The following is a 19959-nucleotide window of genomic DNA, read 5'->3' as shown; positions in this document are numbered from 1 at the left end:
GTCCTTGGCCCTGTCTGCGGGCTGTACGTTGTGCTGTCGGTTGCGGATGCAGCAGCTTGTCAAAAGTTGAACAACCGTCATGGTAATTAAATTATTTTGCGGTATGGAATTTAATATCAGTCAGTTTGTCCGCAGAAGAACAATGGCCCTTGTATGCCTGTTGTCCTTCGTCTTTCCGGTCTTTGCCCAAGAGCCTTTCGGCAGTTCTAAAATCAACGACGGCGGCAATGACATTACTGATTCCGTGCCGTCAGCATTTCAGGATAAGCTTATGCATGATGCCTATTCGCCTGAGTTTTCGGCGCCTTTGCCCGAAAGCCGTTTTACGAATAGCACATTCAGCAGGATGATGTCGTCGGTTCTGCCTCCCAAACCAAAGTTTCATGTTGACAGTATAGAGCGCATAATGCTTTACGGCATGCCCGAACCGAAGTTTACTGCATCGCCTTACGCTTACGACTTCAGCCGCAGCGGTGTCGTCACTTCATGGAAGAACGGCTATCTTATTGGTTCCGGTTCGCGCACCACCATGCCAGCCCTGATGTCTAACCAGAACGTGTCGTTCAGCGCGGTGCAGAATGTCGGCAACTTCACCTTTGCCGGAGGCGTTTCGGCCGACCGCTATTCTATGTGGCGCAACATGAACACCATGTTTGGCTTCAGGGGCTCTGTTACCTATAACTTCAACGAAAACGTCTCGGCCACCATATTTGGCCGTTATTATACCGGGCAGTCATACTACACGATGGGAGCCATGCCTTATATGGGTTCGAGCGGTTACGGAGGTTTCTTGAGCTTAATGGGCGAAACGTTCGGCATGGATGTGGGTGTTGAGCGATATTATGACTCGTTTGCCGGACGATGGGTTACGTCGCCGATAATAACGCCTAAGATAAAATTCAGCGAAAAGTTTACGCTTGAACTGCCTGTGGGTTGGCTGGTAAAAGAAGTGCTTGATGAGGCTGTGTTTAAGAACAACAAGAAGCAAGGTCCGATGATTATGCCTGAGTTTACGCCGATGCCCGGACCGATACCTTTCGGACCGCCGGAAATCAATTATCAAAGATAATAAGAAATGTTTACATACAGCAATATTACTGTTTGCGCATTCAGCAATATTGGCTGTATGTCCTGCTTGTTGAGGATAGTGCTATTCCACTATCCACCTTTCTATATTCCTAGTCTCGCGGCTGAAGTTTACGCCAATCTTGTACAGCTTTCTCGGGTCTGATGCAAACGGGGCTGCATATTGTTTCTCGTTGATTTGCTTTATGGCCTCTTCCGCAGTGCCTTCAAGCTTAAACTCCATGACGTAGATATATTCCTTTGTTTTTACCACCATGTCTATTCTTCCCTGCGACGTGTGGTATTCGGCTTCGGTATAAAAGCCCAGCAGGCTGAACATTATGTAGAGCACGTTCTGATAGTGAAGTTCCTGCTGACGTGCCAGTTCGTAGGGCGTGCCGGCCATGAAGCTTTGCAGGCGCGCCATGAAGTCGTCAATCTTTCCGGCTCTAACCTCCTTTACAAAGTTCATTATCTGAAAAGCCGACTCATGTTCGTTTATGTTGACATAGCTCGGCATGAGAAAGTTGATAAACCCGTGTTCAACTTCCTCGTTTGGAAATCCCAGTGTATATGTCTTAAACTCCTTGTCGTAGTCTTTTATTGTCAGATATCCGGTCTGGAAGAACATAGGCACTGGATTGTTTTCAGTGTTCTCCATTCCGTTGAGCTCATAAGACGAAGCCTGCACGCCTTCTGTAAGATTGCTCAGACGATAGTCGTTCTGCTTCAGCATCTTTACGAGCAGGGTAGGGGTTCCTGTGGCAAACCAGTAGTTGTCGAGTTCCATCCTGTAGAATGTGTTCAGCAGGCTGAACGGATTGTACATGCCTTCGCCGTTTTCGGTGAAATGATATCCGTCATAAAGTTTTTTCAGCCGGTTGCAAGTTTCGTCGAACGATATGTTCATCTTTTCGGCCAGCTGCCTGATGTCAGGTTCAAAGTTGCCCTTCAGTTCCTTTTCGGTTATTCCGCATAAGGCAGAATAATTGTCGTCCATTGTTATGTCGTTCAGGTTGTTCAGGTCGCTGAATATGCTTACCCTGCTGAATCTGGTTACACCTGTAAGAATGGCAAACTTGATATATCCGTCGCACGATTTCAGGTTGCCGTAGAATGCTTTAAGCGTGTTGCGGTATTCATTTTGCAGTTTTTCGTTTCCGATGGCCTGTATTAGTGGCTTGTCATATTCGTCTATGAGTATTGCCACGTTCTGTCCGGTCTGTTTTGCCGCATGCTCAATTATATATGCAAAACGCTCTTCAGGTGCTCTGTTTTGTTTCTCACATCCATACATCTTTTCCCATTTTTCAAGATGCTGGTTTAATATTGCTTTTAGAGATTCTATCCCATTATAGTTACGGCTGTTCAGATCTAGGTGCAGCACAGGTCTCACTGTCCATTCTTTTTCCAGTTTCTCAATGTCGAGTCCCTTGAACAGTTCGCGTTTTCCCTGGAAATAAGCCTCCAGAGTAGAAATCATCAGACTTTTTCCGAAGCGTCGCGGGCGGCCGAGAAAATAATATTTGCCTGTGCGTACAAGGCGGTGTATCAGTGCCGTCTTATCTACATATATATACCCGTTGCGTCTCAGGTCTTCAAAGTTTTGTATGCCTATCGGATAAAGTCTTTCCATTTCTCTCTTCATTTTTGTTACGTCATGCGGCATCCGTCTGTAGTGTGTAGCCTTCATGCCTTATGCAAAGATAGTGAAAGGCGAGTGAAAAGTCAAAATAAAACCGATGTTTTTTGTTTTGACAATTCCGAGCCGCCTCCTATCTTATGTAAAGATAGTGGAAGGCGAGTGAAAAGTCAAAATAAAACCGATGTTTTTTGTTTTGACAATTCCGAGCCGCGTCCTATATTCTTTGAATTATATGATGAAAAAGTATGATTTTTATAAATACCCGGTAAAAAAGCATGTAAGTATTTGCGGACTTTAATCAGATTTTGTGGAATTATATTTACAGTAAGTTAAAAAGTACCCGAAAATCGTAACTTTTAATCGGTTTTATGTTTTAGATGGTAATTTGCACTGTGTTTTAACGTCTGTTTATTAAGATAATCACGCTGTTTTGATTTTAAACTGTTAGTGGCCTGTTTACGACTCGTAAACGGCCCACTTTTTATCCGTAAACCATAGAGTAATTTTGTTTGTATTGCAAGGTTTCATTTTCAGATGGGCGAGGGCACGGCTGAACATCTCTATATGCATGGCTGCTGTGTGTAGCCTTTGCGCCAGTCAGTCGTTGAGTGCCGGCTTCGTCTGTATGCTTGTTATAGCATGAATCATGCTTCCTGCCGAATAAAATAAGCGGACAAAGGCAAAACATTATTACCTTTGCCCGCTTGTCAGGTTATTGCATGTTGCAGATGTAAATCGAATGTATGTGGAAAACTTCCTGCTCCTCAATATTCTTACTTCACCTTAACCGTCGTTATGGGCTGATTCTTTGTAGCGTCGAGCAGTACGGCCTGATATTTCACCTTGTCGAATTTTATTGTCTTCAGGTCAAACTTCCTTATGGCGCTGTTGTGCATCGTGCGGTAGTATATCGCCAAGTTCTTCATGTCTGTGGCCGATGTCCATTGCGTTGCGCTTGGAATGTCGGCTGGAGTCTCGCCGTCGGCAAACTCAATGCCTACGGGTATGTCGAAGTTGTTGAGTATCTGGAAACACTGCAGCACGGTTTCTTCGGCAGTCTGTTTTTTCGGAGCCGTTGCCTGATAGAACGCCGCGCGCACAAAGCGTGAAGGCGGAGTTACGTCGCCCGGTATGCCTAAGAATCCGCTGCCGGCGCCAAACGACGTGAGGGCTGTGCCGTCTAATGTCTTTGCCTGTGCCGTGCCGGGATAGAGGTTTACGTAGTTGTTCAGATTGGTCATCTGCCATTCAAAGCCAGGCGAGTTGGTCAGCACGCCCAGTTTGTTTTCAAACACGTTCACCTTGCCTTCGGTTATCTCTATCACTATCTGACGGCCCGACGGCTCGGTTATGCGCCAGTGAACTGTTGAGGCTCTCGGGTCTATTGCCACCACATGAACGTCTTTCATTCCTTCAATTACCTCGTCTACGGTGCTGAAGTTGCCCAGAATCCATGATACCAGCTGCAGGTCGGCTATGCTCGACTGGCGGTTGGCTTCGCTGTAAGCCTCATACTGTCCGTATCTCGGAAAGTAGAACAGACCGGCCGACAGTCCTTTCTCGTTAAGGCCTTCAGCCACAAATTCCTCCTGCTCAACGGCCAGACCTACATATCCGTATTTGGCTGTAAACTGCAGTCCGTTCTTCTGTCCGCCCGGTATATACGACTGCTGCGTATATCCTCTCGGCACGATTACATACTTGCTGTTAAGGTCGCTTCCGCCCCATTCGATAGTTCTTGCCGGGATGCTTGTTCCGTCGGCAGTCTTCAGTGTTATGCCTGTGCAGGCTTCTGCCTGCTGTGTGCTTGTTGCCATCAGGGCCGCTGCGGCCATTACGGCTAATAGTTTCATTCTCATAATCTCTTTGTTTTTTTGTTGATTATTGTTTCTTTCAGGCAGCTGCCCGGCCCCTTTTTCTTATGCCGGCCTTTCTTTGTTTTCGCCGTAGGGGGCTCTTGTCTGCCATTATCCAAAGATACAGAATAGTTTTGACACCGCAATGCATAAGTCCGTTTATTTGTAAATTTAATGATTAAGGTCAAGTTTGTTCATCTTATTAAGGTGTGCTGTCACAGATGTTTTTATCTTATGTCGTCAGACGGTACAATAAAAAACGGCATCCGCACAATGCGGATGCCGTCTCTGTTGATATTTCTGTTGTTTACATTTCCTTGTTAATCACGGCGTTGCGCATCTTTTTGAGCAGGTCGCTCGCAAATATGAAGTCGGTCAGCTTCTGGTTGCTCGAGCCCATAATGTCGGCGCTCACGCCCTGCCATTCCTTGTGTCCTTCGTATATGAAGATGATGTTCTCGCCTATGCCCATCACCGAGTTCATGTCGTGAGTGTTTATAATCGTGGTGATGTTAAACTCGTGCGTGATGCTGTGCAGCAGTTCGTCAATCACGAGCGACGTCTTAGGGTCGAGTCCTGAGTTTGGCTCGTCGCAGAACAGATATTTAGGATTAAGCGCTATGGCTCTGGCTATTGCCACACGCTTCTGCATACCGCCCGAGAGTTCGCCCGGAAACTTTGATCCGGCGTCCTTCAGATTTACGCGGTCGAGACATGTCTTGGCGCGCTGTATGCGTTCGCGGAGGTTCATGTTAGAGAACATGTCGAGCGGGAACATCACGTTCTCGAGCACCGTCATCGAGTCGAACAGCGCCGCGCTCTGGAAAATCATGCCCATCTCCCTGCGCAGCATTATCTTCTCCTTCTTGTCCATGGCCATGAAGTTGCGTCCGTCGTAGAGCACGTCGCCGCTTGTAGGCTCGAGCAGTCCCACGAGGTTCTTCACGAGCACGGTCTTTCCCGAGCCGCTTTGTCCGATTATCAGGTTCGTCTTTCCGCTGTCAAAAACGGTGCTGATGTCTTTCAGCACTTCTTTTTCACCGAAGGATTTGCAGAGGTTCTTAACTTCAATCATGGCCTATGAAAGTATTTGAGTTAAAAATACGTCGGAGAACAGCACAAGCACGCTGCTAGTAACCACGGCGTTGGTGCTCGACTTGCCCACCTCGACCGAGCCTCCCTCAACGGTGTAGCCGTAATAAGACGACACGCTCGTGATGATGAACGCGAAGAAGAGGCTCTTGATGATGCTCATATACATAAACCACGGGTTGAAGTCGTGCTGCAAGCCTATCGTAAGGTCTTCCGCGCTTATCACGTGTCCCAGATACGAGGTGGCGTAGGCGCCGATGATGCCTGATGCCGTGCTGAATATAACCAGGAACGGCATGATGGTTATCATGCCCATGATTTTCGGCAGGATGAGGAAGTTGGCCGAGTTGACGCCCATGATGTCAAGCGCGTCTATCTGCTGAGTCACTCTCATCGTGCCTATCTCCGAGGCAATGTTAGAGCCCACCTTTCCGGCAAGGATAAGACACATTATTGACGATGAAAACTCGAGCAGCATGATTTCGCGCGTTACGTATCCCGTAACGAAGCGCGGCATCCACGGGCTCTGTATGTTCAGCTTTATCTGTATGCAGATTACTGCGCCGATAAAAAACGATATCAGCAGCACAATGCCTATCGAGTTTACGCCCAGCGATGACATCTCCTTCAGATACTGCTTCATGAACATGCGCATGCGTTCAGGCCGCGAGAAGGCACGGCCCATAAGTATCAGGTATTTACCGAAACTTGTTAGATATTTGTCTATCAGCATTGTCTTAAAAAGTCTGTTATATAATTTCTCTTGGCGTGAAACCGCTACAAAAGTAACCAAAAATTGATAAAAAACTGCAACAAGTTCAAGAGTTTTTCGATTCTGTAGATATTATTAGATACAATTTTACTACTTTTGCATAAATAAACATTGTTACAGTCTTAAATGAACGGAGAAAAAGATTTGAATGCGGGCATGCAGCAGGGCGAAGGCATGGTGCTGCGTGCCGAGGGACTGGTGAAGCGCTACGGAAAGCGCACCGTTGTAAACGACGTTTCGATCAACGTGAAGCAGGGCGAGATTGTCGGACTGCTCGGACCTAACGGTGCCGGCAAGACAACGTCGTTCTATATGACCACAGGTCTTATCGTGCCCAACGCGGGCCATATATATCTGGGAGACAAGGAGATAACCGACTTTCCTGTATACAAGCGCGCAAGGGCGGGCATAGGCTATCTGCCGCAGGAGGCAAGCGTGTTCCGCAAGCTGAGCGTTGAAGACAACATCATGGCTGTGCTCGAGATGACAGGGCTGAAGCGTGCCGAGCGCGAGGAAAAGCTGGAGAGCCTCATACGCGAGTTCCGCCTGAACAAGGTGCGCAAGAACAAGGGTGACCAACTTTCGGGAGGTGAGCGCCGCCGTACTGAGATTGCGCGCTGTCTGGCCATCGACCCTAAGTTTATCATGCTCGACGAGCCCTTTGCCGGCGTAGACCCTATTGCCGTTGAGGACATTCAGCACATTGTGTGGCAGCTTAAATACCGCAACATCGGCATCCTTATAACCGACCACAACGTGCAGGAGACCCTTAGCATCACCGACCGTGCATATCTGCTGTTCGAGGGCCGCATATTGTTCCGCGGTACGCCTGAGCAGCTTGCCGAGAATAAGATTGTAAGGGAGAAATACCTCAGTAACAGCTTCGTTCTCCGAAAGAAAGACTTCCAGCTTATCGACGAGGAGAAAAAAGCACGCGAGGCAGAGGAAAACGGTTAATTAATTCATAATTCACAATTCATAATTCATAATAGGGTTGATTATTTTCACAATAAACGAAACGACGTATCCGCCAATCAATTATGAATTATGAATTGTGAATTATGAATTAAAAAGATTTATTTATTGAAATAATACAGGAATGTCGCAATGCCGGTCAGGGCTTTCTTGGGCGAATCCTTTATCTCAATACTGAACTTTATTTCGGCTTTTACCGTTCCGCGCAGGTTCTCTATGCTGTGCAGGTCGGCCACGAGGCGTATTGATTCGCCTGACTTTACGGCCTGTCCGAACTTCATCTTGTCCATGCCGTAGTTCACCATCATCTTCAGGTTGTTTACCTCAATGATCTGGTTCCACAGATAGGGCAGCATCGACAGTGTGAGATAGCCGTGGGCTATAGTTGTCTTGAACGGGCTCTCTGTCTTTGCGCGCTCCTGGTCTACGTGTATCCACTGATGGTCCAGTGTGGCGTCGGCAAACATGTTTATGCGTTCCTGTGTCAGCTCTACATAGTCAGACACTCCGATGTTCTTGCCGAGCAGAGCGGCAAACTCTTCATAACTGTTGATAATTACTTTACTCACTTTTCTTGATGTTTATAGATTTGTAAATTAGTTGATTTCAATCATACTCCGTCGGGACTGTAGAGATACTGCGCCAGCGGGTCGGCATAGTCAAACAGCTCTTCAGGCTTGAAGAATCGCTTAATCTCTATTGCGGCGTTCTCCGTGCTGTCAGAAGCATGTATTATGTTCTCCTGTCCGCTCATAGAGTAGTCGCCCCTTATTGTTCCCGGCGCAGCCTTGCGTCCGTTGGTGGCTCCCGTTATGGTGCGCACCACTTCAACTGCCTCGCATCCCTCAACACACAGAGCAACCACCGGGGCAGCCATCATTGAGGCTTTCACGAATTTAAAGAATGGTCTTTCGGCCAGGTGGGCGTAGTGTTCGTTGAGCAGTTCGTCTGTCAGCTGCATCATCTTCATGCCCACAATGCGCAGACCTTTGCGCTCAATGCGGTTTATTATTTCTCCGATAAGCCTTCTCTGCACTGTGCAGGGCTTCAGCAGTATTAGTGTTCTTTCCATGTTATGTTTTGATATTAAGGTTTTTCTATGTTCAGTTGTTGCCGTTGCGGCGTGTCATTTCAGCTCCTTGCCGTCAGAGAAAGCATTGCCTGCCTTGGCGCCGATCTTGCGGTATTCGTTGTTGAACGGGTCGAATATCACTGGGGCTGCCTTCTCTACGTCAACCTTTCCGTCTTCGCCGATGACGCTCTCGTCAACACTTACGTTCACAATCTCGCCGCGCAGTATGCACGTGTCAGGATTATAGTCTATCAGACGGCACTCAACGGCCACGGCAAGTTCGTCAATCAGCGGAGCATCGACAAACTCCGACTTGGTGGCATGAAATCCTGCACGCTCAAACTTGTCGGGCACATTGTTTCCCGACACAAGTCCTACATAGTCGCATGCCACGATATGTGCGGCGTCGGCCATGCTCACCGTGAATGCTTTGCGTTTCAGTATGTTCTTCACTGTCTTGTGTCCTGCGCTGAGACACATGCTTATCTCTTTTATCTCGCTTATGCCGCCCCACGCTGCGTTCATGGCGTCGGGTGTGCCGTCTTCGCCGTATGTTGCTATGATGAACACCGGCTGCGGATATGTCAGCGGCTTTGCTCCAAAATACTTTCTCATAATGCTTTAAGTTCTTTGATAACTGAAAGTTAACTTACAAAAATACAAACTTTGTCTGACACGGGCAAATTATTTAAGTGAAAAGCGAACAATCCGATTGAAGATTAAGTGAAGAGCAGGCGCTGCGCGAAGGCGCAAAGCGCAATGAAAAATTAAAATATAGAGTGGTGATAAGAAGCAACAAGGCTATTGAGGTCATCCCGCACTCAATGCGGGATCCAAAGATTAAGAGAGGCTCAAAAGTAGCACCACTTCGGGTGCACGTTCCTCATTATAGAATATCCGGGCGTGGCTCCGCGGAGCTTCGCCACACCCGGTTACGAAAGTGTAGCCCTCCGGGCTGCTTCGCCAGGTTTAAGTGAAAAACGAAAAGAGAAAAGTGAAAAATCCAATTGCAGAACTACTTTATAGCAACAATGCATTTGACTTTAACTTCTAGCCAACTTGTTGGCGATAACTACTTTAACTCCTTTAACTCCCGTCTTGCGAAAGTTAAAAGTGAACAATCTAAATGCGGAGTTGTGAAAGCCGGGAGTGAAGAATTTAAATGTAAGTAGTAAGCCAATTAAAATGAATTTATTATATTTGCACTGCGCAGAACTTGTCTGTTCACTGCCTAAAATGCAAAAACACTATAAAGAACTGATGTCAAACGTTTAAAACAGACTTTGCGGGCAATGCTCACGGTAAGACACAATTCGGATGACTTCACTCAAGATAAAATACTACAGGGCATATGACTTTAACTCCTTTAACTACTATAACTTCTTTAACTACAAGAATACTCCCCTTCTTGCTGCTCTGCGCAACATTCTTTTCTTGTCGTGACGGAGGCAGGGCGGAGGGCATATTGCGCACAGCCGACAGCCTTATGGAGGAATATCCCGACAGCGCGTTGGCGATATTGAAGCGCGACTCACTCGAAATATGCCGTTCGGGTAAAGACTTTCGCCTGTGGTATGCTCTGTCGCGCACCGAAGCCGACGACAAATGCTATATCCTGCATGTGTCAGACTCGGCCATACGTATAGCCGCAGGGTGTTATGATTCTTACGGCAGTGCCCTTCAGCGCGTACGTGCTGATTATCTTCTCGGCCGTGTTTATTGCGACATGCATCTCTACGGTCACGCCCTTACATCGTTCAACAAGGCCATTGCCGTTGACGCGGAGAACGATTCTGTCATCAACCGCTACAAAGCCCGTGCCGCCACATGGGCAGGATATGTTTATGAGGTGAAGGGCTTGCATAAAGATGCGTTGCGATATAATAAGTTGGCATACGGATATGCCAAGAAGGCCGGCGCACAGGTTACAGATATTTATTCGTTGAGAGACATTGGGCGGTCGTACAGCTATCTCAAGCAGAACAACACGGCTATACCTTATTATCGGCAAGCTGCAAAAAAGGCAAAGGCTATTGATGACGCGAACCTTTATAATATGGTTATGGAGGAACTGGCCGGTATATATATTGAAGAAGGTCGGCTTGATGAAGCCTATGCGGCATTGAATACGCCCTTTCTTGCAATGACAGACAAAGACATATCATCTCATTATTATGTTTGGGCATATTATTTTGAGCATACGGGACAACTTGATTCTGCCGTGGCTTATAATAAGAGAGGGATGATTTACAGTAATAATACAGAAAAAAAAGATGCGTGTCAGGATTTAATAAGAATCTTAAATAAGCAGGGCAAGCGTGACGAGGCAATGGAATATTATGAGAAATATTCTGTATATTCTGACTCTGTGGAAGCAAGTGAGCTGAAGGAAACATCGGACATGTTGTCGCAGGTGGAAAAGAGTATAGATGTGGAGCGTAAAAATGCGGCTTTGGCCTCCTCGCAGTTACGCCTTGCGGCAGTAATGTCTATACTGGTTGTTGTGGTGGTTATTGCTTCGGTGGCTTTGCTTGGGATGTATCTCAAGCGCAAGAGAAAGCAACGGGAGCAGCTGGAGCGAGTGAGACGTTATCGCCTCGAGCGCAGTATGAAGGAAAAACAGCGCGCGCAGCAGAACAAGGAGCGCATAGCCTTACTTGAAAATGAACTGACGGCATCAAACCAGACGCTGTCGGAACTGCGGCAGGAACTTATCCGCAATGAGGCCGAGATGCTGAAATATAAAGACGCCTTGACAGCCTTTGAGCAGAAGCACGGCGAGCTGCTTGTGGCAGATCTGGCCGATACGGATGTGTATAAACTTTATCACGATCCGATTGCAAAACCTACATCTGCCGATTATCACATGCTTGTTGAGGCTCTGAACAAGGCATACGGTGATTTCACCTTGCGCCTAAAGGAGTTTTATCCCGACATACGTAGCAATGAGATGTGGATATGCTGCATGGTAAAGGCCGGTCTGACCTCGAAAGAGATATGCAACATATCGTCTTATTCGTACAGTTCCATCGGCATGGCTAAGGTTCGCCTGTATGGTAAAATGCTCGGCAAGAAAGGTTCATCGAGAGACTTTGATACCTTTATCCGTGATTTTTAGATGTTTTATAATATGTTGATTTCCAAAGTTTTATTGCATGGACGGAACAATATGGTGAAGTTTTGTTAAGCTGATTGTTCACCTAAAGTTTTTCAATGTTTGTATATTTGACAAACTTTAAAGCGATGAAATAATCAGCAGGTGATGACCTCTGTTGTTATTGCAGATAAAAACAAGCTGTGTGAGGCAGACATTCAGAATGTAAGTCCGTCGCTTGGTGATTAATGTTTAACTTAAATCTGATTTATCATGCAGAAGTGTGTATTAATGTTTTTCCTGTTGCTGGCACCGTATATGGTTTATGCGCAGACGGACAGCGTATGCTGCGGCGACTCCGTGTCGGAGGCTTGGGCTGAAGCCAACAAAGACAGAATAGAGAAGATGACGCGCAGCGAATGGCTCAAACTTCCGACAGACGGGATTAGGCGTGCTGCATACACAAGGTTTACTCCCGAACAGCGCGTGCAGTTCTGGAAAGATAAGCTGACGGACATCGCAGCTGACGATAAGTTGTCGGAAAAGGAAAAGAGCCATGTGATGAAGCTTTATGACTTTATAGACAGCCATCAAGGTTTGTTTACAGGTAAACAGATTACTCCTGAACAGGAAACCGAAGTAAATGCGTTTATGGCAGGGTGGATGCAGAGGGCAGAACGGCTGTTCAGGTGGAGCCGGCAGATGGGGTATTCGATAGCCGCGTCAGGCGAAGAAATGGTGATAAAATATGAAAACGATTAATTAGTCATGCCTCCGGCAATGCCTTATATTGATGTTTGCCTATGAATTGCAAGGATTATTTATGTTCGTTCTTCGTGATGCTGCTGTCAACAATGGCGGCATGTATATTTAATTGTTTCGAGTCTCTCTTCATATCCTCATTTGCAGGAGGGCTGTTTTTGTCGGCTGTTGTATGTTGGCGTTTGTCTGCCATACAGCGAAAGAGAGAAAACACAAACAGGCATTTTATGGCGATGTTGGCAGGTATTCTTGCTTTTATGATACCGTTTTATGCCGTTACTTTCTACGACTCACTCATTTCGCTGATGCAGTCGTTGGGCTGGCTGCTTGCTGCGGTGCTGACGTACATATGTATTGTGTGCAGAATAAAAGCTGTGTATGTCATTTCTGTGGTTGTCTGGCTTGTTTTTATAATATTTGCCGTACCGGCATGGGTGTCTTATTTCATAAACGTTTATGAGTGTGCCGATTAGGCGTGATAAAAATCTGTTTAAACTTTTTGCCGGCTAATCATCTGAATTATGCGCCCGTCGTATGTCTTGCAAAACACGGCAAATGACCTTCTAAAAGGTATGCTTTTGCAGTATAAAATGTGCTCTTTTATACTGTAAAAGGATGCCTTTTGGAGAGCCATAGCGGGCTATGTCAAGAATAATCCGACAAAAAGACGGGCTGAAAGCTGAATGCACAAAATAGACAATGTTATGTGCGGCCTGATGACAGATTAGTGTTAAAGTCAACTTGTTTCAGGACCAGAGCCGCATGGAGTCAACCAAAATCAGAAAAAGTCAACGGCAGAAAGCATAAAAAGTTTTGATAAAAACTCGTCACTCGTCACAATGTAGTGTAACATCTTGTCAGTCAGTCTGTTATGATGTGATGAGTTGCTGGGTAAACTCGTCACATCCTTGGCTTGGAGACTTTGGCGTGATGAGTTGAAAATACAACTCGTCACACTGTAACGAGTTGTGTCCCAGTGTTTTATACCCCGTTGTGACGAGTGACGAGTTTTTATCAAACCTTTTTGTGTATGCCTTGTTCAGGCAAAGGTTTTTCGGAAAACGCACCTTTTTTGCTGTTGAAATTATAGGAAAACGCACCTTTTTGGGGCCTTGTTTTATAGGAAAACGCAGTTTTTTAGGGCTGATTTTTATATGAAAACGCACCTTTATGCTCTAAAAACATTATATTTGCATGGATAGGCTGCATGGCAGACATATCTTTGAGCGGTGCTGTGCACTACTGTAAGAGCATGATACCGTTGGTATAAAATTGTCAAAAAAATATGCTGAAATATTCAGCCGAGATGTTTAAAATGATAAATTTTGCAGGTTTTTTCCTATTATATTAGGTAATTACGTCAATATTGACTAATTTTGCACCTCAATTTGATTAATAATTTAAAAACAATATAAACATTAAACGATGAAAATTTCATTTGAAAATCCCGACAAAGTCAACGGACTGCTGACTTTGACAGTCGAAGAGGCTGACTACAAAGAGAATGTCGAGAAGACACTGAAGAACTACCGCAAGAAGGCTAACGTGCCCGGATTCCGTCCCGGCATGGTGCCCATGGGCATGATAAAGAGACAGTTTGGAACAACTGCCAAGGTTGACGAAATCAATAAGCTGCTGGGCGAGCAGATTTACAAATATGTAAAAGACAACAACATCCAGATGCTGGGCGAGCCGCTGCCTTCAGACAAGCAGGAGCCGGTAGACATGGAGAAGGAAGCTCCCTACACATTTATGTTCGATATAGCTGTTGCTCCTGAGTTCAAGGCTGAACTGACAGGCGACGACACAATAGACTATTACACAATAACTGTTGACGACAAGATCATCGACCAGCAGATAGACGTGTTCGCATCTCGTGCTGGCCACTACGACAAGGTAGAGGACTATCAGGCAAACGACATGCTGAAGGGCGACATCCGCGAGCTCGACGAGAACGGCAACACTAAGGAGGGCGGCATCACAGTTGAGGGTGCAGTGCTCATGCCTGAATATATTAAGGTGGAAGACCAGAAGAAACTCTTCGACGGAGCCAAGCTGGGCGACATCATCACATTCAACCCGAAGAAGGCTTATCCTGAAAGCGACATCGAGGTTTCTTCACTGCTCAAGATGAAGAAGGAAGAAGTTGCCGACCTGACTGCCGACTTCAGCTATCAGATCACTGAGATATCTCGCTATGTTAAGGCTGAGGTAAATCAGGAACTCTTCGACCAGGTTTACGGCAAGGACGTAATCAAGGACGAGAAAGACTTCCGCGAGAAGATTGCAGAGGGACTCAAGGCTCAGTTTGCCGTTGACTCTGACTTCAAGTTCATCCAGGATGTACGCAAGTATCTTGTTGACAAGGTAGGCGCTCTTACATATCCCGATGCCCTGCTGAAGCGCATCATGCTGAACAACAACAAGGACAAGGGCGAGGAGTTTGTTGAGAAGAACTACGAGCAGAGCATCAAGGAGCTTACATGGCACCTCATCAAGGAGCAGCTCGTTAAGGCAAACGGCATTAAGATTGAGGACGCTGACATCGAGGAGACAGCCAAAGAGGCTGCCAAGGCACAGTTTGCTCAGTATGGCATGAACAACATTCCTGAGGAATATATCGAGAACTATGCCAAGGATATGCTGAAAAAGAGAGAGTATATCGACTCTTTCGTTGACCGCAGCATTGACCGCAAGCTGACAGAAATCCTCAAGAACGTTGTTAAGCTCGAGAACAAGACTGCAACACTCGAGGAATTCAACAAAATGATGCAGGCAGAATAAAAAATATTTTTTTATAAAAAACTTCCGCATGTTAGGAGGTTATCGACTTTTTTTATTATCTTTGTTCCTAAGAACAGATAGAAAGGGTCGGTAACCTCCTTTCTTTCTACGAAAAATGAACTATAATAATTATGAACGATTTTAGAAAATACGCTACCGGACATCTTGGCATGAGCGGTATGGTCTTCGATGACGTAATGAAAGCTCAGGCTCAGTATCTGAACCCCTACATCCTGGAGGAGCGCCAGCTCAACGTAACCCAGATGGATGTGTTCTCACGTCTTATGATGGACCGCATCATATTTCTGGGCACACAGATTGACGACTATACAGCCAACACGCTGCAGGCTCAGCTGCTGTATCTCGACTCGACCGATCCCGGCAAAGACATATCTATATATATAAACAGCCCCGGCGGAAGCGTTACGGCCGGACTTGGCATATATGACACCATGCAGTTCATATCGAGCGACGTGGCCACTATATGCACGGGCATGGCTGCGTCTATGGCTGCCGTGCTGCTCGTTGCCGGAACAGAAGGCAAGCGCTCGGCTCTTACTCATAGCCGCGTGATGATACACCAGCCGCTCGGCGGAGTGCAGGGACAGGCTTCAGACATCGAGATTGAGGCCAAGGAGATAATGAAATTCAAGAAAGAGCTCTACACCATAATATCTGACCACTCTCACACTCCTTACGACAAGGTGTGGAAAGACTCAGACCGCAACTACTGGATGACGGCCGAAGAGGCTAAGGAGTATGGCATGATAGACAATGTGCTTATCAGAAAAGGCGGAAAGGCCGCAGCTCCTGTACAGAACGAGGGACAGGAAAAATAATGCATGAAGAGTGAAGCTCCAAGCACACGGAGCTTAATCAATACAAATATAAATATACGACAATCGGATGAATAAAGTTTGTAGCTTTTGCGGACGTAGCGAAAAAGACGTCAAGCTGCTCATAACGGGCGTTGACGGATATATATGCGAGAGCTGTGCCGTGCAGGCTTACGAGATAGTTAAGTCGACAGGACTGCTCGACGAAGACAAGCAAAAGCAAAATACTAAGTTTAAACTTAAGAAGGTGCCGAAGCCGCGCGAGATAAAGAAATATCTCGACCAGTATGTCATCGGTCAGGACGACGCAAAGCGCTGTCTGGCCGTGTCGGTGTATAACCACTACAAGAGACTTCAGCAACCGGAAGATGACAACGGCGTAGAGATAGAGAAAAGCAATATAATTATGGTGGGAAGCACCGGTACGGGCAAGACCCTCATGGCGCGCACCATAGCCAAGCTGCTCGATGTCCCCTTCACCATTGTAGATGCCACGGTGTTCACCGAGGCCGGATATGTGGGCGAGGATGTTGAGAGCATACTGAGCCGACTGCTTCAGGTGGCCGACTATGATGTTGAGGCTGCGCAGCGCGGCATCGTGTTCATCGACGAGATAGACAAGATTGCGCGCAAGAGCGACAATCCTTCCATAACACGCGACGTGAGCGGCGAGGGCGGTCAGCAGGGACTGCTCAAGCCGCTTGAAGGTTCAGCAGGGACTGCTCAAGCTGCTTGAAGGCTCGATGGTGAATGTCCCGCCACAGGGCGGGCGCAAGCACCCCGACCAGGAGTATATTCATGTAGACACCAAGAACATCCTGTTTATCTGCGGCGGAGCCTTCGACGGCATCGAGCGCAAGATAGCACAGAGGCTCAACACTCATGTGGTGGGCTATAACTCGGTGCAGAACGTGCGCAACATCGACAAGAACGATCTCATGAAATACATCCTGCCGCAAGACCTCAAGTCGTTCGGACTGATACCTGAGATTATCGGCCGTCTGCCGGTGTTGACATATCTTAATCCGTTAGACCGTCAGGCTCTAAGGTCGATACTCGTAGAACCAAAGAACTCCATAATAAAGCAGTATATCAAACTGTTCGAGATGGACGGCATTGAGCTGTCGTTCACAGAGGACTCGCTCGACTTCATTGTCGACAAGGCCATGGAATACAAGCTCGGAGCACGCGGACTGCGCTCTATCGTGGAGAGCGTTATGATGGATGCAATGTTTGAAGTTCCGTCAAAGCGCGTCAAGACATTTGAAGTAACTCTCGACTATGCACGCCAGCAGCTCGAGAAGGCTCACTTCGAAAAGCTGGAGAGTGCTTAAGCCGGCAAGGCTCTTAAATATAAAGTAACATAAAACCGGGAAACTCTGCTTACTAACTATATGAACAAGGAAGTTAATCTTACAGAAAAACTGAAGCAATATTTCGGCTTTGATAAGTTTAAAGGTGACCAGGAAGCCATTATACGCAATCTGCTCGATGGCAAGAACACGTTTGTGCTTATGCCTACCGGAGGCGGAAAGTCGTTGTGTTATCAGTTGCCGTCGCTCATCATGGACGGCACGGCAATAGTGATATCGCCGCTCATTGCACTGATGAAGAATCAGGTTGACGTGATCAACGGCATGAGCGAGAGCGACGGGGTGGCTCATTATCTTAACTCCTCTCTTAACAAGTCGGCCATCGACCATGTTAAGAGCGACATCATGGCCGGCAAGACCAAGCTGCTGTATGTTGCGCCTGAGTCGCTCACAAAGGAGGATAATGTCGACTTCCTCAAGACTGTTAAGATTTCTTTCTATGCCATAGACGAGGCACACTGTATATCTGAATGGGGACACGACTTCCGTCCTGAATACCGCCGTATACGCCCGATTATCAACGAGATCGGCAATGCCCCGGTGATAGCGCTTACGGCTACGGCCACCGACAAGGTGAGAACGGATATAAAGAAGAGCCTCGGAATACTCGACGCAACAGAGTTCAAGAGTTCGTTCAACCGTCCGAACCTTTATTATGAGGTAAGGCATAAGACGAAGGATATAGACAAGCAGATAGTTAAGTTCATAAGGCAGAACCCCGGCAAGAGCGGCATCATTTATTGTCTGTCGCGCAAGAAGGTCGAAGAACTGGCCGCGGTGCTGCGTGCCAACGATATCAAGGCTGCGGCATATCATGCCGGTCTCGACTCGTCTACACGCTCGGCAACACAGGACGACTTCCTGATGGAACGCCTCGATGTAATCGTTGCCACTATTGCTTTCGGTATGGGAATAGACAAGCCCGACGTGCGCTTTGTGATTCATTACGACATACCCAAAAGTCTTGAAGGCTACTATCAGGAGACCGGCCGTGCCGGTAGAGACGGTGGGGAAGGCAAGTGTATCGCATTCTACTCATATAAAGACCTCAGAAAACTTGAGAAGTTTATGGAGGGAAAGCCTGTTGCTGAACAGGACATCGGTCGCCAGCTGCTGCAGGAGACAGCCGCATACGCCGAGTCTTCCGTGTGCCGCAGAAAGATGCTTCTGCATTATTTCGGCGAGGTGTACGACAAGGACAACTGCGGCAACTGTGACAACTGCCTGCATCCGAAGACGAAGATTGAGGCCAAGGATGCGCTGCTCGTTGTGTTGCAGGCTATCGCGGCAATAAAGGAAGACTTCAGGACTGACTATGTCATAGACTTTGTTGAAGGAAAGGACAACAACGACATAGTGGCTCACAAGCATGACAAGCTTGACGAGTTCGGCTCGGGTGAGGATATGGACGAAAAACTCTGGAATCCGGTGATACGTCAGGCACTCATTGCAGGATACATCAAGAAGGATGTGGAGAACTACGGCATACTTAAACTTACTGCTGCCGGCAAGAGATTCATTAAGAATCCTGAGTCGTTCATGATCGTGAAGGACAACGACTTCAACGAAGAGGACGAAGAGGAAGTAAGCGACGGAGCAGGTGCAGCACTCGATCCGATGCTGTATTCCATGCTGAAAGACTTGCGCAAGAAGGTCAGCAGCAAGCATCAGCTGCCGCCTTATGTCATCTTCCAGGATGTGTCGTTGGAGCAGATGGCCACCGTTTATCCTATAACTCTCGAAGAACTTCAGAACATTCAGGGAGTGGGAGCAGGCAAGGCACGCCGCTACGGCAAGGAGTTTGTCGAACTGATAAAGAAACACTGTGAGGAGAACGACATAGAGCGCCCCGAAGACCTGCGTGTGCGTACAGTGGCAAAGAAGTCGGTGCTGAAGGTGAAAATCATACAGAGCATCGACCGGCAGATAGCCCTCGACGACATTGCCGATGCACAGGGCATCGACTTTGAAGACTTGCTCGATGAGGTTGAGGCCATCGTCTACAGCGGAACAAAAATAAACATTGACTACTTCCTCGAGGAAGTGATGGACGATGACCATGTGGACGACATCTACGACTACTTCAAGGAAAGCGAGACCGACGACCTTGAGACTGCCATGGAAGAGCTTGGCGATGATTATAGTGAAGACGAGATTCGTCTGGTTAGAATAAAGTTTATATCAGACATGGGCAACTAATCCTAGGCCGGGACAAGCCGGAACAATGGCGGCTGACATTCTGCGGCTTAGGTACAGATAATAACATAGTTGATAAAAGGTGGCTTTTTGCATTGCGAAAGGCCACCTTTTATCGTGTAATATGCGGCATATTGGCAGACAAAAGACCATGTATTGCAATGTGCTGTATATCAGGACGTTCCGTGGCTAGCCGTCGGTCGCTGTTTTTGTCCAGGCCGGTTGTTGGTGTATGGCTGTATTTTCGTGGCGTATTGAGCGCAGTGTCGTAAGTTTTTTCGCTGAACAGCGTGCAGTGTCAATAGAAGGATGACGGCAAGATTGTAGCAGAAAAAACAAAGACGGATGAAGGAGGTAATGTGCTTGTATGTTTAAACTATATGCGGTCTGTTGGCCGATTTTGTCGACTAAAACATAAAAACCGCCAAACAGTATGC

At 47.0% G+C, this 19959-nt stretch carries 14 protein-coding genes and 1 pseudogene; 8 read left to right on the top strand and 7 right to left on the bottom strand.

What is annotated here, in order from left to right; translation table 11 throughout:
* Positions 1-103 precede the first annotated feature (103 nt).
* Positions 104-1069 carry a hypothetical protein gene (locus QVO66_RS04585; protein WP_021854238.1) on the top strand — a complete coding sequence of 322 codons (966 nt, stop codon included), beginning with the start codon at positions 104-106 and terminating at the stop codon, positions 1067-1069.
* Between the two features lie 81 nt (positions 1070-1150).
* On the opposite strand, the gene QVO66_RS04580 is transcribed toward QVO66_RS04585, so the two are convergent.
* The 4 genes from QVO66_RS04580 to QVO66_RS04565 all read right to left on the bottom strand — a co-directional run bounded on the left by QVO66_RS04580 (position 1151) and on the right by QVO66_RS04565 (position 6391).
* Entirely contained in the window at positions 1151-2701 is a 1551-nt protein-coding gene (locus QVO66_RS04580; protein WP_021854237.1) for an ATP-binding protein, read from the bottom strand.
* 782 nt (positions 2702-3483) lie between these two features.
* Positions 3484-4563, bottom strand: a complete 1080-nt coding sequence (locus QVO66_RS04575) for a choloylglycine hydrolase family protein (protein WP_288172599.1) — start codon at positions 4561-4563, stop codon at positions 3484-3486.
* 310 nt (positions 4564-4873) lie between these two features.
* Complete coding sequence (locus QVO66_RS04570) at positions 4874-5641, bottom strand: ABC transporter ATP-binding protein (RefSeq protein WP_021854235.1); 768 nt, start codon at positions 5639-5641, stop codon at positions 4874-4876.
* A gap of 3 nt (positions 5642-5644) precedes the next feature.
* Complete coding sequence (locus tag QVO66_RS04565; protein ID WP_021854234.1) at positions 5645-6391, bottom strand: MlaE family ABC transporter permease; 747 nt, start codon at positions 6389-6391, stop codon at positions 5645-5647.
* A gap of 165 nt (positions 6392-6556) precedes the next feature.
* On the opposite strand from QVO66_RS04565, the gene lptB reads away from it, so the two are divergent.
* Positions 6557-7387 carry an LPS export ABC transporter ATP-binding protein gene (gene lptB / locus QVO66_RS04560; RefSeq protein WP_021854233.1) on the top strand — a complete coding sequence of 277 codons (831 nt, stop codon included), beginning with the start codon at positions 6557-6559 and terminating at the stop codon, positions 7385-7387.
* 119 nt (positions 7388-7506) lie between these two features.
* Here the strand turns inward: lptB and QVO66_RS04555 are convergent, their stop codons facing one another.
* The 3 genes from QVO66_RS04555 to QVO66_RS04545 are packed head-to-tail and all read right to left on the bottom strand — an operon-like array spanning position 7507 to position 9092.
* Positions 7507-7974, bottom strand: a complete 468-nt coding sequence (locus QVO66_RS04555) for a MaoC family dehydratase (RefSeq protein ID WP_021854232.1) — start codon at positions 7972-7974, stop codon at positions 7507-7509.
* 41 nt (positions 7975-8015) lie between these two features.
* Positions 8016-8477: a nucleoside-diphosphate kinase gene (gene ndk, locus QVO66_RS04550; RefSeq protein ID WP_021854231.1), complete on the bottom strand. Its 462-nt coding sequence runs from the start codon at positions 8475-8477 to the stop codon at positions 8016-8018.
* Between the two features lie 54 nt (positions 8478-8531).
* Positions 8532-9092, bottom strand: coding sequence for a flavin reductase family protein (locus tag QVO66_RS04545; protein WP_021854230.1), 561 nt, complete (start codon positions 9090-9092; stop codon positions 8532-8534).
* A gap of 736 nt (positions 9093-9828) precedes the next feature.
* Here QVO66_RS04545 and QVO66_RS04540 point away from each other — a divergent pair.
* The 6 genes and pseudogenes from QVO66_RS04540 (at position 9829) to recQ (ending at position 19525) form a co-directional block, all read left to right on the top strand.
* Positions 9829-11595, top strand: coding sequence for a tetratricopeptide repeat protein (locus QVO66_RS04540; protein ID WP_021854229.1), 1767 nt, complete (start codon positions 9829-9831; stop codon positions 11593-11595).
* A gap of 249 nt (positions 11596-11844) precedes the next feature.
* The gene (locus QVO66_RS04535) at positions 11845-12333 is read left to right on the top strand and encodes a bacteriocin fulvocin C-related protein (RefSeq protein WP_021854228.1); all 489 of its coding nucleotides are present in this window, start codon (positions 11845-11847) and stop codon (positions 12331-12333) included.
* 1425 nt (positions 12334-13758) lie between these two features.
* Positions 13759-15117, top strand: coding sequence for a trigger factor (gene tig / locus QVO66_RS04530; RefSeq protein ID WP_021854226.1), 1359 nt, complete (start codon positions 13759-13761; stop codon positions 15115-15117).
* Between the two features lie 131 nt (positions 15118-15248).
* Entirely contained in the window at positions 15249-15956 is a 708-nt protein-coding gene (gene clpP / locus QVO66_RS04525) for an ATP-dependent Clp endopeptidase proteolytic subunit ClpP (protein ID WP_021854225.1), read from the top strand.
* 67 nt (positions 15957-16023) lie between these two features.
* Positions 16024-17287 (top strand): annotated as a pseudogene (gene clpX / locus QVO66_RS04520) (ATP-dependent Clp protease ATP-binding subunit ClpX).
* Positions 17288-17347: 60 nt separating this feature from the next.
* Positions 17348-19525, top strand: a complete 2178-nt coding sequence (recQ, locus tag QVO66_RS04515) for a DNA helicase RecQ (RefSeq protein ID WP_021854222.1) — start codon at positions 17348-17350, stop codon at positions 19523-19525.
* Positions 19526-19959: the final 434 nt, after the last annotated feature.

Origin of the sequence: Prevotella sp. CAG:255 (assembly GCF_000431195.1) — a bacterium.
In the GTDB taxonomy this organism is placed as follows: domain Bacteria; phylum Bacteroidota; class Bacteroidia; order Bacteroidales; family Bacteroidaceae; genus Prevotella; species Prevotella rara.
Note: the sequence above shows the minus strand (reverse complement) of the source record. Positions and strands in the feature narration are given on the sequence as shown.

Coding starts and splice junctions, on each gene's coding strand:
- QVO66_RS04585 (WP_021854238.1), top strand. CDS start 104: ATGGAATTTAATATCAGTCAGTTTGTCCGCAGAAGAACAATGGCCCTT.
- QVO66_RS04580 (WP_021854237.1), bottom strand. CDS start 2,701: ATGGAAAGACTTTATCCGATAGGCATACAAAACTTTGAAGACCTGAGA.
- QVO66_RS04575 (WP_288172599.1), bottom strand. CDS start 4,563: ATGAAACTATTAGCCGTAATGGCCGCAGCGGCCCTGATGGCAACAAGC.
- QVO66_RS04570 (WP_021854235.1), bottom strand. CDS start 5,641: ATGATTGAAGTTAAGAACCTCTGCAAATCCTTCGGTGAAAAAGAAGTG.
- QVO66_RS04565 (WP_021854234.1), bottom strand. CDS start 6,391: ATGCTGATAGACAAATATCTAACAAGTTTCGGTAAATACCTGATACTT.
- lptB (WP_021854233.1), top strand. CDS start 6,557: ATGAACGGAGAAAAAGATTTGAATGCGGGCATGCAGCAGGGCGAAGGC.
- ndk (WP_021854231.1), bottom strand. CDS start 8,477: ATGGAAAGAACACTAATACTGCTGAAGCCCTGCACAGTGCAGAGAAGG.
- QVO66_RS04545 (WP_021854230.1), bottom strand. CDS start 9,092: ATGAGAAAGTATTTTGGAGCAAAGCCGCTGACATATCCGCAGCCGGTG.
- QVO66_RS04540 (WP_021854229.1), top strand. CDS start 9,829: ATGACTTTAACTCCTTTAACTACTATAACTTCTTTAACTACAAGAATA.
- QVO66_RS04535 (WP_021854228.1), top strand. CDS start 11,845: ATGCAGAAGTGTGTATTAATGTTTTTCCTGTTGCTGGCACCGTATATG.
- tig (WP_021854226.1), top strand. CDS start 13,759: ATGAAAATTTCATTTGAAAATCCCGACAAAGTCAACGGACTGCTGACT.
- clpP (WP_021854225.1), top strand. CDS start 15,249: ATGAACGATTTTAGAAAATACGCTACCGGACATCTTGGCATGAGCGGT.
- recQ (WP_021854222.1), top strand. CDS start 17,348: ATGAACAAGGAAGTTAATCTTACAGAAAAACTGAAGCAATATTTCGGC.